The organism is Caulobacter sp. 1776 (assembly GCF_040545685.1).
Lineage (GTDB): Bacteria > Pseudomonadota > Alphaproteobacteria > Caulobacterales > Caulobacteraceae > Caulobacter.
The window spans coordinates 433,020-447,898 of sequence record NZ_JBEPMI010000006.1 but is presented as its reverse complement, the minus strand read 5'-3'; the positions used below and the strand labels follow the sequence as shown (position 1 = coordinate 447,898).

General features: G+C 69.2%; 12 protein-coding genes and 1 pseudogene. 2 read left to right on the top strand and 11 right to left on the bottom strand.

Going from position 1 to position 14,879, the window contains the following annotated elements; all coding sequences use genetic code 11:
• Positions 1-62 precede the first annotated feature (62 nt).
• Positions 63-2,040 (top strand): annotated as a pseudogene (locus ABIC66_RS18420) (ATP-binding protein).
• Between the two features lie 129 nt (positions 2,041-2,169).
• Entirely contained in the window at positions 2,170-2,535 is a 366-nt protein-coding gene (locus ABIC66_RS18415) for a hypothetical protein (protein ID WP_354071911.1), read from the top strand.
• Positions 2,536-2,544: 9 nt separating this feature from the next.
• Here the strand turns inward: ABIC66_RS18415 and ABIC66_RS18410 are convergent, their stop codons facing one another.
• The 11 genes from ABIC66_RS18410 to tolB all read right to left on the bottom strand — a co-directional run bounded on the left by ABIC66_RS18410 (position 2,545) and on the right by tolB (position 14,871).
• Positions 2,545-3,366 carry a PhzF family phenazine biosynthesis protein gene (locus ABIC66_RS18410; RefSeq protein WP_354071909.1) on the bottom strand — a complete coding sequence of 274 codons (822 nt, stop codon included), beginning with the start codon at positions 3,364-3,366 and terminating at the stop codon, positions 2,545-2,547.
• 86 nt (positions 3,367-3,452) lie between these two features.
• Complete coding sequence (locus ABIC66_RS18405) at positions 3,453-4,037, bottom strand: nucleotidyltransferase family protein (protein WP_354071908.1); 585 nt, start codon at positions 4,035-4,037, stop codon at positions 3,453-3,455.
• Positions 4,034-4,852 (bottom strand): bifunctional hydroxymethylpyrimidine kinase/phosphomethylpyrimidine kinase, encoded by an 819-nt coding sequence (gene thiD, locus ABIC66_RS18400; RefSeq protein WP_354071906.1) that lies wholly within the window; start codon positions 4,850-4,852, stop codon positions 4,034-4,036. The genes ABIC66_RS18405 and thiD overlap by 4 nt, the downstream gene beginning before the upstream one ends.
• Positions 4,853-5,008: 156 nt before the next feature.
• Positions 5,009-5,365 (bottom strand): response regulator, encoded by a 357-nt coding sequence (locus ABIC66_RS18395; protein ID WP_354071905.1) that lies wholly within the window; start codon positions 5,363-5,365, stop codon positions 5,009-5,011.
• Positions 5,366-5,511: 146 nt separating this feature from the next.
• Positions 5,512-6,333 carry a dihydropteroate synthase gene (folP, locus tag ABIC66_RS18390; RefSeq protein WP_354071903.1) on the bottom strand — a complete coding sequence of 274 codons (822 nt, stop codon included), beginning with the start codon at positions 6,331-6,333 and terminating at the stop codon, positions 5,512-5,514.
• Positions 6,334-6,343: 10 nt separating this feature from the next.
• On the bottom strand, positions 6,344-8,449 hold the full coding sequence (locus ABIC66_RS18385) for a hybrid sensor histidine kinase/response regulator (protein WP_502910368.1): 2,106 nt from the start codon (positions 8,447-8,449) through the stop codon (positions 6,344-6,346).
• 225 nt (positions 8,450-8,674) lie between these two features.
• A complete protein-coding gene (gene ftsH, locus ABIC66_RS18380) occupies positions 8,675-10,555 on the bottom strand; it encodes an ATP-dependent zinc metalloprotease FtsH (protein WP_354071902.1) in 1,881 nt (626 codons plus the stop codon).
• Between the two features lie 76 nt (positions 10,556-10,631).
• Positions 10,632-11,855, bottom strand: coding sequence for a tRNA lysidine(34) synthetase TilS (gene tilS / locus ABIC66_RS18375; RefSeq protein ID WP_354071900.1), 1,224 nt, complete (start codon positions 11,853-11,855; stop codon positions 10,632-10,634).
• Positions 11,846-12,721: a tol-pal system protein YbgF gene (ybgF, locus tag ABIC66_RS18370; protein WP_354071898.1), complete on the bottom strand. Its 876-nt coding sequence runs from the start codon at positions 12,719-12,721 to the stop codon at positions 11,846-11,848. Before ybgF ends, tilS begins: the two co-directional genes overlap by 10 nt.
• 78 nt (positions 12,722-12,799) lie before the next feature.
• Positions 12,800-13,366, bottom strand: a complete 567-nt coding sequence (pal, locus tag ABIC66_RS18365; RefSeq protein ID WP_354071896.1) for a peptidoglycan-associated lipoprotein Pal — start codon at positions 13,364-13,366, stop codon at positions 12,800-12,802.
• Between the two features lie 194 nt (positions 13,367-13,560).
• Positions 13,561-14,871, bottom strand: a complete 1,311-nt coding sequence (gene tolB / locus ABIC66_RS18360) for a Tol-Pal system beta propeller repeat protein TolB (RefSeq protein ID WP_354071894.1) — start codon at positions 14,869-14,871, stop codon at positions 13,561-13,563.
• Between the last annotated feature and the right edge of the window lie 8 nt (positions 14,872-14,879).

The window sequence follows — 14,879 nt, the reverse complement described above, 5'->3', positions numbered from 1 at the left end:
AACACTAAGAGGAAAGGTAAATAGAATGTTAAAGCAAAGCAATCCAGAAATGAGCGTTAGCGTTGTTTTGTCGCGTGACTCTCGCTCGCCTTGGAAGCGAACCGTTAGGAACCTTGCGTCACACTGTCGCGACAACTGAGTTCCTGGACGCTGATGAGCGACAGCCACAACAACAACGCGAGTAGTGCGTCGACACACGCACCGCTACAGGCGCGCATTGCTGGCGTAGCCTTGGCCACGACCGTGCTGGCGCTCGTGGCCGCGTGCCTATGCTTCATGTTGCAGCAATGGAGCGTGGCCCGTCAGGAAGCCCGCGCCAATCACGAGATTCTGGCCCAGATGGCCGCCGCCGGCGCCGCGGCGCCGCTGGCCGATCACAACATGGTCGGCGTCTATCGGGCGCTGGAGGCCGTGGCCAAGGCGCCTAACGTGGCGGCCGTGCGCATCATCGACACCCGGGGCCGGACCGTCGCCCAGCTGGGCGCGGCCAATCCGACCGACGCCGACACCATGGTCCGTCCAATCAAGCTCTCCTCGCAGAAGGTCGGCACCTTGGTTCTCGTCGCCCAGCATCCGGGCCTGGGCCAGACCCTGGCCCGCGACCTAGCCTTGACCGGCGCCCTGTTCTTCGGCGCCGCGGGCCTGGCGATCCTGCTGGCCAACAGCCTGGCCCGCCGCCTGGCCCGGCCGATGGAGCGCCTTTCGAAAGCCATGCACGACACCGCGGTCGGCGGCCGGTTCAAGGCCGTCGAGCAGACCGCCGACGACGACGTGTTCCGCAGCCTGACCGACAGCTTCAACCACCTGGTGATGCGGCTGCAGACCAATGACCACGACCTGCGCGGCGCCATGGCCGAGCTGGTCAAGGCCCGGGACGACGCCAACGCCGCCAACGTGCTGAAGTCGCACTTCCTGGCCAATATGAGCCACGAGATCCGCACCCCGCTGAACGGCGTGCTGGCCATGGCCGAGGTCATGGCCATGGACGACCTGGCCCCCGCCCAGCGCGAGCGCCTGTCGGTGATCCGCGACTCCGGCGGCCTGCTGCTGGGCGTGCTCAATGACGTGCTGGACCTGTCCAAGATCGAGGCCGGCCGCCTGGAGACCCAGGACCGCCCGTTCGACATCGCCCAGCTGGCCCAGGCGATCCGCGAGACCTACGGACCCCAGGCCCGCGACAAGGGCCTGGCGTTCGAGGTCGCCGTGGCCCCCGAGGCGCAAGGCCTGTGGCGCGGCGACGCCGACCGGCTGCGCCAGATCCTGGGCAACCTGATCGCCAACGCCCTGAAGTTCACCCTCGAAGGCGCGGTCGCCATCCGCTTCGCCTCGGCCGAGGACGGCGACGGCCTGCGGATCGACGTGGCCGACACCGGCATCGGCATCTCGCCCGAGATCCTGCCGCGCCTGTTCGACAAGTTCGTCCAGGCCGACAGCTCGACCACTCGCCGCTTCGGCGGCTCGGGCCTGGGCCTGGCCATCTGCCGCGAGCTGGCCAATCTGATGGGCGGCTCGATCAAGGTGCAGAGCCGCGAAGGCCGCGGCTCGACCTTCACCGTCCGGGTCGCCCTGCCTCGTGAGGAGACGCCGGTCGACGTCCACTATATCGACGACGACCACCCGGCAGAATCGCCCGCCGACACCACCTGCCTGCGGGTGCTGGCCGCCGACGACAATCCGACCAACCAGAAGGTGGTCGAGGCCGTCCTCGCGCCGCTAAACGCCGAGGTCGTGCTGGTCGACGACGGCGCGGCCTGCGTCGAGGCCTGGAAGGCCGCCCAATTCGACATCGTGCTGATGGACATCCACATGCCCGGCATGGACGGCGTCGAGGCCGCCCAGGCGATCCGCGCGCTGGAAGCCGCCGAGGGCCGCCCGCGCACGCCGATCGTGGCGGTCACCGCCAACGCCCTGGCCCACCAGGTCGAGGGCTATCTGGCCGCCGGCATGGACGGCCACGTGGCCAAGCCGATCGAGGTGACCAAACTCTACGCCGCCATCGAACAGGCCATGGCCGCCGCCCGCATGGCCCAAGCCGCGTAACGCCACTCGCTCCGTCGGAGATGAACACAACACAACGAGCGGCTCAGAACCGCTTCAGGCGTCGTGTGTTTTTCTTGGCTCAACGTCGCTCCCCCCGGATCGACGCGAAGTCAAAGAGGAACCGAACCGATGAAAAAGATCCTGATTTCGATCGCCGCGGTCTCGGCCCTGGCGGCCGCCACCGTCCCCGCCGTGGCCTCGGCCCAACCGATCGACCAGCGCGAAGCCCAGCTTGACCGCCGCATCGACATTGGCCTGCGCAACGGCTCGCTGACCCGTGGCGAGGCCTACCGCCTGCGCGCCGAGCTGCGCGACATCGACCGTCTCGAATACCGCTATCGCCGCGACGGCCTGAACGGCTGGGAGCGCGCCGACCTCGACCGCCGCCTGGACCGCATAAGCGCCCAGGTCCGCTTCGAGCGCCATGATCGTGACTATGGCTACGGCTATGGCCGCGATCGTGACCACCGCGACGACTATCGTCCGCGCTGGTAACCACCTGAGCTAGGCCGGCTCCACCCGGAGCCGGCTCTCCAGTACCGTGAAGCCGCGGCCGCGCAACAGAACGCGCGCGCCGCGGCTTTCGCATTCCAGGTCCCCGCCCCTACCGGGATAGGCCTGGTGGAACTTCAGGACGCCTTGTCCCAGCTTGTCGCCATACAGCGGCATCAGGATGCAGTGGGCCGAGCCGGTGGTCGGATCCTCCGGGATGCCGAAGCCCGGCGCGAAGAAGCGGCTGACCACGGCATAGGGCCGGTCGGCGTCCGCGAGGGCCACGACCACCGTCTGGCCCGGACCACCGTGGGCCTCGCCGCCGATCTTGCTCAGGGCCGCCAGATCCGGCTTCAATCCGCGCACCGCCGACTCATCCGCCATCACCGCGACCAGATACGCGCCCGCCCACACCTCGACGGGCTGGGCGCTCAGGGCTTCGGCGAGGCCTTCGGGAACGTCCGTGCGGCGCGGCGGATCGGCCGGAAAGTCCATCTCCAGCCCCGTCGCCGTCCGCTTGACCGTCAGCGGACCCGAGAGGGTATCGAAGGTCAGCAGCGGGACGTCGACGCCCAGTTCCTCGAACAGCATGTGCGCCGCCGCCAGGGTGGCGTGGCCGCAGAGCGGGGCTTCGAGGGCGGGCGTGAACCAGCGCAGGCCAAACCGCGCCGGGTCCTCGGTCTTCAGCAGGTAGGCCGTCTCGGCCTGGTTGTTCTCGGCCGCCAGGGTCTGCATCCAGGCATCGGACGCCCAAGCCTGGAGAGGCTCGACCACACAGGCGGGATTGCCCTTGAACGGGCCGCTGGCGAAGGCGTCGATGGTCCACTGGCGCATGAGAAGCTCCTCAGATGGACATCGCTGTTATGCGCGGCGGCGGCGGCCCGCAAAGCCTTTATTGTCCCGGTGACAATGAAATCCGATCACCCCTCGACCGTGATCTCCGGCCACCGCGCCTTGGCCGAGCCCGTGGTGCGCTCCCAACCGCCCGCGCCCTTGACCCGCAGGGGGTTGGGCCGCAGTCGCATGGCGAATAGGTCCTCGAGGCCGAACGGCGCCCAGACCCGCAAGCTGTCGTCCTTGTCCAGCCGCACGCCGACGCAGAAGGCGGTGGCCACGAAGCGCTTCAGGGCCGCGGCGCTGTCCTCCAGCGGCGGATAGGGCTCGTCGCCGCCGAACTTCTTCTCGAACCACAGGTGCACGCGGGCCTGGTTGCGGACTTCCACCAGTTCGCGCAGAGGCGGCTCGAACGCGGCGGCGACGCGTCGGATGACCACGTCCTCGGCCTCGTAGCTGGTGTCGCCGTCGTCGTGATAGGCGACGTCGTAGTCCTTGATCCCATAGGCCGGGTCGCGGCCGGTCAGGTGGTTCCAGACCGGCTGGTACACAGCGCCCGAGAAGATCATCCAGTCGGGCAGGTCCAGATCGCGGACGGTGCGCAGCACTTCCCAGGTCGTCGGCGTGGCGCGGATGATCTCGACGAGGCGCTGTTCGAGGTCCTGGCTCATTTCCGAAACATCCAGCCGTGGTCGAGGGGACCATGGCCGCGGCCGAGGCCGGGCGCGCGCAACATGGCTTCGTGAACATAGTTCCAGGCGCGGGCCACGGCCTGCTCCAGCGGCAGGCCCTGGGCCAGGCCCGTGGCGCAGGCGCTGGCCAGGGTGCAGCCGGTGCCGTGGGTATGGCGGGTGTCGATCCGCTCGCCCTCGAAGGTGGTCTCGCCTTCTGGCGTGATCAGCACGTCGACGACGCGCGCGCCGTCAATGTGGCCGCCCTTCATCAGCACCGCCCGCGCGCCCATCGCCAGCAGCGCCTCGCCGGCGCGGCGCAGGTCGTCGGTGGTCTCGACCGTCAGACCGGTCAGGGCGGCGGCCTCGGGCGCATTGGGCGTCAGCAGGGCCGCGCGCGGGATCATCAGACTCTTCACCGCGCCGACCGCGGCCTGGGCCAATAGCGCCGCGCCGCCCTTGGCGACCATGACCGGATCGACGACGGCGGGGACGCCCCCCGTCCGCGTCTTCTGGGCGTGGTCGATGGCGGCGGCCACGGTCTCGACCACGGCGGCGTCGCCCAGCATGCCGGTCTTGATCGCGTCGGCGCCGATATCGTCCAGCACGGCCCGCGCCTGGGCCGCGATCACGTCCAGCGGGATCGGATGGACGCCGGTGACACCCAGGGTGTTCTGCACCGTCACGGCGGTGATGGCGGTGGCCGCATAGCCGCCCAGGGCGGTGATCGTCTTGATATCGGCCTGGATCCCCGCGCCGCCGCCGGAATCCGAGCCGGCGATGACGAGGACGCGACCTTGGGGGGTGAGAGGCATCCGGGCTGTTTAGGCGGGAATCGGACGGAGCGTAAGATGCTCCCCCGCGATGCGGGGGAGCTGTCGCGGAGCGACTGAGGGGGCGCTTGCTGCGAATGCCGAGCTAGCCCCCTCCGGCCCTCTAGGCCACCTCCCCGCATCGGCGGGAGGAGGATCTCAGGCCGCCTGCATCGCGTGCCGCCAGGCGCCCGCAAGCACGCCGGGACGGATCGGCTTCTGGACCACGACGCCGTCGTCCTGGTCATTCAGGGCCTTGGCGTGGCCGGTCACATAGACCACCGGGATCGGTCCCAGGTGGGCCATGATCATCTTGACCGCCTCGACGCCGGTGCCGTCGATGATGCGGTAATCGGCGGTGATCAGGTCGGGTTTTCGCTTCAGGGCGCTATCGAGCGCCTCCAGCGGGCTGTCGGCGATGGCGATGCTGGTGAAGCCCTGCTCCTTGAGCAGTTCCTCGATTTCCAGAGCGATCAGGATCTCGTCTTCGATGATCAGGGCGTGTCGCGGGCGCATCTTGCGAGTGCTTTCGAATGGCCGTCCCCGGATATTTAAGCGCGGTGATTCTCCAACCCGCAAGCGAGGCGGACGATCCGCCGCAACCCAGACTCGCGCGCGAGTGCGCCGAGCGCTTATGGGACAAGGGGTTCCCCGCCGACGCTTCAACTCGCTTTGATCGCGGCCTGCACGTCCAGGGCCTGAACCGTCTCGCGCACGTCGTGGACCCGCACGGCCGCCACCCCCGCCGCCGCCCCGGCCAGGTGCGCCGCCAGCGAGCCGCCCAGCCGATCGCTGGCCTCGCCGGCCGAAGGATCCAGGCCGGCGATGAAGCGCTTGCGGCTGGCCCCCAGCAGGACCGGATAGCCCAGGGCCACGAAGCGCGGCAGGGCCGCCAGCAGGGCCAGGTTGTGGGCGAGGGTCTTGCCGAAGCCGATGCCCGGATCCAGCCAGATCTTCTCCTTGGCCACCCCGGCGGCCATGGCCGTGAAGGCCCGGGCCAGCAGGAAGGCCTCGACCTCGGCCACCACGTCGTCGTAGCGCGGGTCGTCCTGCATCGTCCCCGGCTGGCCTAGCATGTGCATCAGGACGACGTCGCAGCCCAGCTCGGCCGCGACCTCGGGGGCGTCGGGCGAGACGCGCAAGGCGGCGACGTCGTTCCAGATCGTGGCCCCGGCCTTGACCGCCGCGCGGGCGACGCCGGGCTTCATGGTGTCGATCGAGATCGGGATGTCGCTTGCCTTGCGGATCGCCTCGATCAGTGGAACCACCCGCAGGATCTCGTCGAACTCGGACACTGGCGTCGAACCGGGCCGGGTGCTCTCGCCGCCGATATCCAGGATGTCGGCGCCCTGGGCGATCAGCCGGCGCGCGTGCTCGATCCCGTCGGCGGCCGACAGGAACTGGCCGCCGTCCGAGAAGCTGTCGGGCGTGACATTGACGATCCCCATGACCTTGGGGCGCGCGAAGGGAGAGCCGCTGTCCATCGGGCGGGTTCTACGCCTCGCGCAGCATCCGGTCGACCCGGCCGGCCAGGTCGGCGACCGCGAAGGGCTTGGTCAGCACCTCCATGCCGGGCTCGATATGGCCATGGTTCAGGACGGCGTTCTCGGCATAGCCGGTGATGAACAGCACCTTCAGCGCGGGCCGCAGGGTGCGGGCTGCGTCGGCGACTTGCCGGCCGTTCAGGCCTCCGGGCAAGCCGACGTCGGTGAGCAGCAGGTCGATGTCGGTGTTCGATTGCAGGATCCGCAGGCCGCTCGCGCCGTCCTGCGCCTCCAAGCAGGCGTAGCCCAGGTCGGCCAAGGCGTCGACGACCAGCATCCGCACGGTCGGCTCGTCGTCGACCACCAGCACGGTCTTGCCCGCCTTGGCCGGGATCGGGCTGGCGACCTTGTCGAGCGTCTCGACCTCTTCCTCGCCCAGATGGCGCGGCAAGTAGAGGCAGACCGTGGCGCCCTCGCCCACCTCCGAACAGATCCGCACGTGGCCGTCCGACTGGCGGGCGAAGCCATAGACCATCGACAGGCCCAGCCCCGTGCCCTGGCCGATCGGCTTGGTGGTGAAGAACGGATCGAACACCCGCTCCAGCGTCGCCTTGTCGATGCCTATGCCGGTGTCGCTGACGCAGATCGAGACGTATTGGCCGGGCTCCAGGCCGTGGTCGCGAGCCGTGTGAACGTCCAGCCAGCGGTTGCCGGTCTCGATCGTGATCTTGCCCCCGTCGGGCATGGCGTCGCGGGCGTTGATGCAGAGGTTGAGGAGCGCGTTCTCCAGCTGGTTGGCGTCGACCAGGGTCGGCCACAGGTCGGCGGCGGCGACGGTCTCGATCTGGACGCCGGGCCCCACCGCGCGCCGCGCCAGCTCGACGAAGTCGGTCATCAGCCGGTTGATGATCACCGGCTTCGGAGCAAGGGTCTGGCGGCGCGAAAAAGCCAGCAAGCGGTGGGTCAGGGCGGTCGCCCGCCGCGCCGCGCCCTGGCCGGCGGTCAGGTAGCGCTCGACATCGCCGGGCCGCCCCTGGGCCAGGCGCGCGCCGATCATTTCGAACGCGCCGGAAATGCCGGCCAGCAGGTTGTTGAAGTCGTGAGCCAGGCCGCCGGTCAGCTGACCCACGGCCTCCATCTTCTGGGCCTGACGCAGGGCCTCCTCGGTCCGTTCGCGCTCGGCCAGGGCCTCGGCGACGCGCGCCTCCAGCGTCTCGTTCAGGTGGCGCAGCTCGGCCTCGGCCCGTTTTCGGGCCGTGACGTCCTGGAACAGCACCGCCACCTGGCGCAGCTCCGGCGGCTCGATGCGGAACGCCGCCAGCTCCAGATGCCGGCCCGTGGCCACCAGCTCCTGCTCGAAGCGGATCGGCTGGCCGGTGCGCAGCACCGCGCCGTAGCGTTCGACCCAGCTGCCGGCCTCCGCCGGGACCATGTCGCGCACCTTCTGGCCGATCACGTTGGGCAGGCCGGTATGACGCTCGAAGGCCTGGTTGGCCATGACGTGGACGTAGTCGCTGAGCGGCCCGAACGGGCCGTCCAGGAACTCGATCACGCAGAAGCCCTCGTCCATCGACTCGAACAGGGTGCGGTAACGGCGCTCGTTCTCGTGATGGTCCTGCTCGCGGCGAACGCGCTCGGTGATGTCGTTGCAGAGGATGTGGACGCCGGCGACCGCGCCGGCCTCGTCGCGCACCGGCGCGAACATCAGGTTGCACCAGGCCGCCTCGCCGTCAGCGCGGGAGAAGTCGACGTATTCGCGCACGACGCTCTCGCCCGCCTGGGCCTGCGCCAGCATCGGCGCGCCCGCGGCGATGGGAAATACCGACGCGAACGGCGCGCCCAGGACGGCGGCGTTGGCGGCCAGCAGCGAACGGGCCGCGTCGTTGTGCAGGATCACGCCCTCGGGACCCCAGGCCAGGAACGACGGGATCGGCGAGGCCAGCATCAGGCCGGCGGCGATCTTCAGCGCCGCGGGCCAGGTCTCGGGCGCGCCCAGCGAGGAGTCCGACCAGTCACGCTCCGCCATCGCCACGCCGATCTCGCCGCCGCCGGCCAGGAAGGCCGGAACGGGGAGCGAGACGCGGTGCGAGCCCGGAAGCTCGTCATTGGCGGTCATGGCTTCCAAATAGAGGGGCCCCCAATACGCATGGGCGGCCACGCTTGAATGGCCCGCCCGGAACAGAGGTCACCCCCTGTCGCCTGGGAAAAGCCTCGATTGGACGTCGGGTTCCCGACCTGGCGGCAATGGATGGGCCAAAACCCGCAAACGCGGGAAAGAAACAACCCAGACAAGAAAAAAGCCGGCTCTTTCGAGCCGGCTTCGGTCTTTGATCTGACGTGCTTAGGCGGTGACGCTGGCGCCCGCGCCCGGGGACAGCGGCACCAGAGACGGGGCGACGACCGTTTCCTTGGTCTCTTCCTCGTCGCGCTTGGGGACCTCGCCCTTCATGACGCCGATGATCTCGTCGCCGCTCAGGGTCTCGAACTCCAGCAGGGCCTTGGCCACCAGGTGCAGGTGGTCCAGCTCCTCGGTGAGAATCCGGCGGGCCTCGTCCTCGCCGCCCTTGACCAGGCGACGCACCTCGCTGTCGATCTTGATCATCGTCTCGGGCGAGACGTTCTGGGTGCGGGCCACCGAGTGGCCCAGGAACACCTCGTCCTGGTTGTCGCCATAGGCCACGGTGCCCAGCTCGTCCGAGAAGCCCCAGCGGGTGACCATGTTGCGGGCCAGGCTGGTGGCGGCGCTGATGTCGCTGGACGCGCCCGAGGTGATCTTTTCCTTGCCGAAGATCAGCTCCTCGGCGACCCGGCCGGCCATCATGATCGCCAGGCGCGAGGTCATCATGTCGTAGCTCATCGAGTAGCGATCGCCCTCGGGCAGCTGCATGACCATGCCCAGGGCCCGGCCGCGCGGCACGATCGTGGCCTTGTGGACCGGATCGGCGACAGGCACCCGCAGCGCCACCAGGGCGTGGCCGCCCTCGTGATAGGCGGTCAGCTTCTTCTCGGCGTCGCTCATGGCCATCGAGCGGCGCTCGGCGCCCATCATGACCTTGTCCTTGGCCTGCTCGAAGTCCTGCATGGTGACCATGCGGCGGTTCTTGCGGGCGGCCAGCAGGGCGCCTTCGTTGACCAGGTTGGCCAGGTCCGCGCCCGAGAAGCCCGGGGTGCCCCGCGCCAGCGTCTTGACGTCGACGTCGGCGGCCAGCGGCACGTTCTTCATGTGGACGCGGATGATCTTCTCGCGGCCGGCCACGTCGGGGTTCGGCACAACGACCTGGCGGTCGAAGCGGCCCGGACGCAGCAGGGCCGGATCCAGCACGTCGGGACGGTTGGTGGCGGCGATCAGGATGATGCCTTCGTTGGCCTCGAAGCCGTCCATCTCGACCAGCAGCTGGTTGAGGGTCTGCTCGCGCTCGTCGTTGCCGCCGCCCAGGCCGGCGCCGCGATGGCGACCGACGGCGTCGATTTCGTCGATGAAGATGATGCAGGGCGCGTTCTTCTTGGCCTGCTCGAACATGTCGCGCACGCGGCTGGCGCCGACGCCGACGAACATCTCGACGAAGTCCGAACCCGAGATGGTGAAGAACGGCACGCCGGCCTCACCCGCCACGGCGCGGGCGATCAGCGTCTTACCGGTGCCTGGAGGGCCGACCAGCAGGGCGCCCTTGGGGATCTTGCCGCCCAGGCGCTGGAACTTGGCCGGATCCTTCAGGAAGTCGACGACCTCCTGCAGCTCTTCCTTGGCCTCGTCGACGCCAGCGACGTCCTCGAAGGTGATGCGGTTCTTGTTCTCGGTCAGCAGCCGGGCCTTGGACTTGCCGAAGCCCATGGCCCCCTTCGCCCCGCCCTGCATCTGACGCATGAAGAACAGCCAGACGCCGACGACCAGCAGGATCGGCAGCAGCTGGACGAGGATGGCCAGGAAGCTGATCGAGCCGCTCTTGAACTTCACGTCGGCGTTCTTGGCCACCATGCGGTTGACCAGTTCGTCGGAATTGATCGGCGCGTTGACCGTCAGCACCTTGTTGTCGGCGGTCTTGGCGACCACGGTCTGGCCCGAGATCTCGGCCGATTTGACCCGGCCGGCGTCGACGTCCTTGAGGAGCTGCGAATAGCTGACTTCGCCGCCGCTTTTGGTTCGGGCGTTCTGGCTGACGACGAACACGCCCGCCAGCACCGCGACGATCACCAGCCAGATGGCCAGGTTCCTGAAATTCATACGCTTCGTCTTCCCAACGATAGGTCTTGACCAACCAAGATAGGCGGTCAGGAGCACTTGCGCCACGCGCGTGACATCAGGTCACGGATTCTTGGTCATAAAGACCGATCGCCGACCTGAAACGATCCAGAACGAGCAAGCGGATCCATCCGCCTCCTTCGACTGCAAGCTCCGGGCCGTCAAGCGGAGCAGGAACGGGCGCCGCGCCATGCCGCAGGACCAGCGGCAACGAGGGCCGCGCCGCCGCCGGCGCGATCGAGAGGCTCGCACGCTGCTCCGGCGACAGGCTGGAAGCCCGCCCCTTCAGCGCCGTGACGGTCAGGGGCGCGTCGCCGGCCGTGATCTCCCAGCGGCCGTCCCAGACGCCAGTCTCGCCGGGCGCCAGGGCCAGCGGGGCGAGGCCGCCGCGCGCGGTTTCGCCGGCGTCGCGACAGATCAGGACCTCGTCTCCCGCCTCGACCCGCGCCCCGGCCAGGGTGGCGGCGAAGACTTCTCCCGAACGCAAGCGCTCGACCAGGCGCGACAGGCGCTCGCCGCGCGGCGGCCGCTCGGTTCCAGCCGCGCACAGCAGGGCGGCGGCGAGAGGGGCGGCGGCGACGTCGCGCGGCAGGCGGATCGCGCCCGCCGCATCGACCGCGAAGGTCGGCGGCGGAGACCCTGGCGTCTCGACCGGGAGGATCTCGTCCGCCCCCGCGGCGCGCGCCCGCGCCCGGGCGTAGCGGAGGTCGTCGTTGGCGGGATCGTCCAGCCAGGTCTCGCCCTTGGCGGTCAGGGCTTCGCGGATGGCCGCTCGCGTCAGGGACAGCATCGGCCGCAGCAGGAAGACGCCCCGTCCCTCCGGCCAGACGGGCGACGGCGCCCATTCGCGCGGATCGGAGACGCTGGAGCCCTCGGCCCGCATGGCCGCGCCCTCGGCCAGGTCGCTGGCGGTGTGGCCCAGCAGCAGCACCTTGGCCCTGGCCGCGCGGGCGGCGTCCGCCAGCAGGGCGTGGCGGGCGCGGCGGGCGGCGGCGGGCAGGCCGGTCGCGGGCTTGTCGCCCGTCCAGGTCAGGGCGCGCGCCTCGGCGCCCAGCGCACGGGCCTTGGCGAGCGCATCGGCGGTCCAACGGGCGCTGTCGGACTGCAGTTGATGATCGACGGTCAGGGCCAGCACGGAACGGTCATGCGCCCGGGCCCAGTCCAGGACCGTCTTCAGCAGGAAGAGGGAATCACCGCCGCCGGAAAAGCCGACGGCGAGCGGGGCGGCGGAAACAGCATCGAGCCGTCGATCGAGAACGGCTCGAACCGTCCCTACGAACACTTCGCCGCGACGCGGGTCGAGGCGGCGCGCGAGACCACCTGGGCCGGGGCCTTGGGGTAGCGCTTGGTCAGCTCGTCTAGGGTCCGGCACGCCTCGGTGGTCTTCCTCAGGGCGACCATCGAGCGGGCTAGCTTCAGGGTGGCGTCCGGCGCCCAGCTCGTCTGCGGCCAGCCACGGATCGCGCCGATATAGCTTCCCGCCGCGTCCGAATAGGCCTCGCGCACGAACTGGGTCTCGCCCAGCCAGTAGCGGGCCTCCGGCGCCTTGGCGTTGTCTGGATAGTTGGCGACATAGGCCGAGAAGGCCTGCTCGGCGTTGGCGTAGTCGCCGGCCAGCAACAGGTCCTTGGCCTGCTTGAAGGCCACGGCCGGTTCGGCCGGCGGCGCGGGCGGCGGCGGTACGGTTCCGCCAGCGAGCGGCAGGCTCCCGGAAGTCTGGGCGGCGACCTGGGCGGCGGTCGCGGCCTGCAGGTCCGCGAGGGTCTTTTCGACGGCGGCCAGGCGCTGCTCCAGGGCGTCGGCGCGGGCCTTCTGCTCGGCGCTGCTCCGACGAGCCTGGTCGAGATCGTGGGTCACGGTCTCGTTCTGGCCGTTCAGCTTGGTCAGGGTCTGTTCCAGGTCGCCGACCCGCTCGTTCAAGGCGGCGATCTGCGCGTCGGTCTCGGCCGGCTGAACCACCACCGGCTTGCCGGTGTCGCGGCCCTGGAAGACGATCGCGCGCAGCTCGCGCACCACCTTCTCCATCCGCTCGACGCGCTTGGCCGAACGGTCGTCCAACGGATCGGCGGGCGGCAGCGGAGTCTGGGCCACGGCCACGGCGGCCGAAGAGGCGAACAGAACGGCGAGCAGGGCGGATTTCAGCGTCATGACCGTGATTTACCGATACCGACTAGACAAAACTAGGGCGGCCTTGCGTTCGCAGGGCCGCCCCGTTGTAGCGCGATCTTAGCGGGCGCCGTCCGTGATGGCCGTGTGGCCGTTACGGTTCTTGGCCCAGGCTTCCTCGGTCGTGCCCGGATCGATCGGACGTTCCTTGCCGAACGAGATCGTCTCGATGCGCGCGCCGGCGACGCCCTGACCGATCAGGAAGTCGCGAATGGCGTTGGCGCGGCGGGCGCCGAGCGCCAGGTTGTACTCGCGGGTGCCGCGTTCGTCGGCATTGCCTTCGATGCGGACGCGGACCGCCGGATAGCGGTTCAGCCACTGGGCCTGACCGGCCAGGACCGGCTGGGCGTCGGCGCGGACGCTGTATTCGTCGGTGTCGAAATAGACGCGGTCGCCGACATTGACGACGAAGTCCTGCACCGAGCCGGGCAGAACGCCGCTCGAGACGGGCGGCTGGGCCGGCGGGGTGTAGGGGTTGCTCGGCTGGCTCGGCGCCGGCTGGGGAGCCGGAGCGACAGGCTGGGGCTTCGGACGCGAAGCGCAGGCGGCGAGCGAGGCGGCGGCCAAGCCGACGAGCGCCAGTCTAACGGCGCGCTGGGTGTCGAAGCTCATCCAGTTTCTCCTCAAGTCTACGAATTCTGGACCTGATCCATACCTGCGGGAGGCAGGGAATGGACCCTTTAAATGTCTGACCAATCTCACAATGATGTCAGATAGACGTCAAACGGTGCGGATTCACTTGCGGCGCGAATAGCAAACTAGCGCCGAGCTTGCGCCAAGAACGCCTGCGCCAGGCGCAGGTTGCCCTCGGGATGTGTCAATCAGTCCAGCAATGGCGACCAGGCCGGGTCGGAACCCGAGCCGTTATAGGCCGCCGGCCGCAGGATCCGGCCGGTGATGTCCACCGTCCAGAGCTTGGGATTGCCGCTGGCCCCCTCGCGGAAGAACATCAGCACCCGGCCGTTCGGCGCCCAGGTCGGGCCCTCGTCCAGATAGCTGGTGGTCAGCAGGCGCTCGTCGCTGCCGTCGGGGCGCATGACGCCGATGTGGAACTCGCCGCCCGTCTGCTTGGTGAAGGCGATGAAGTCGCCGCGCGGGCTCCAGACCGGCGTGGTGTAGCGGCCGCCGCCGTACGAGATGCGGCGCACGCCCGAGCCGTCGGTGTTCATCACATAGAGCTGGGCCTGGCCGCCGCGGTCGGAGTTGAACGCGATCTTGGTCCCGTCCGGCGAGAACGACGGCGAGGTGTCGATCGACGGGTCGGTGGTGATGCGGTTCGACGAGCGGCTGCGCAGGTCCATCATGTAGATGTCGCTGTTGCCGGCCTTCTCGACCGAGAACGCCACCTTGCTGCCGTCCGGCGAGAAGCGCGGGGCGAACACCATGCCGGGGAACTTGCCGATGGTTTCCTGGCGGCTGGTCTCCAGGTTCAGCAGATAGATCGACGACCCCGTCGGCCGCAGGGCCATGTAGGTCAGCTCCTGGCTGGTCGACGAGAAGCGCGGCGTCATCACGATGTACGAGCCGTCGGTCAGGTACTGCGGATTGGCGCCGTCCTGATCCATGATCGCCAGGCGCTTGACCCGGTTCAGCTTCGGACCGCTCTCGGCGACGAAGGCCACGCGGGTGTCGAAATAGCCCTTCTCGCCGGTCAGGCGCTCATAGACGGCGTCGCTGATCTTGTGGGCCACGCGGCGCCAGTTGTCGGGCGTCGAGCTGAACTGCAGGCCCAGGAGCTGCTGCTGGCTGAACACGTCCCACAGGCGGAAGTCGACTCGCAGGCCGCCGTCGGGGCCGACCGTGACTTGGCCGTTGATCAGGGCCTGGGCCCCGGTCGCCTGCCAGTCGGGAAAGCGCGGCTGGACATTGACGTCCTGCAGCTTGTCGGGAACGGCCGAGACGTTCAGCGGCTGGAACAGGCCCGAGCGCTCGAGATTGCCGGTGATGACCTGGGCGATCTCGGCCCCGCGCGTCGCGCCTGAGAAGGCGGGGACCGCGATCGGCAGCGGCTTGACCGCGCCCTTGTCGATGTCGACCTCGATCTGGGCGCTGGCCACGGTCGGCATGGCCGCGACCGAGAGGGTCACGGCGAAGACGGCGGCCAGGCCGGCGAACACGGACTTGAGGCTCATGTTTTTCG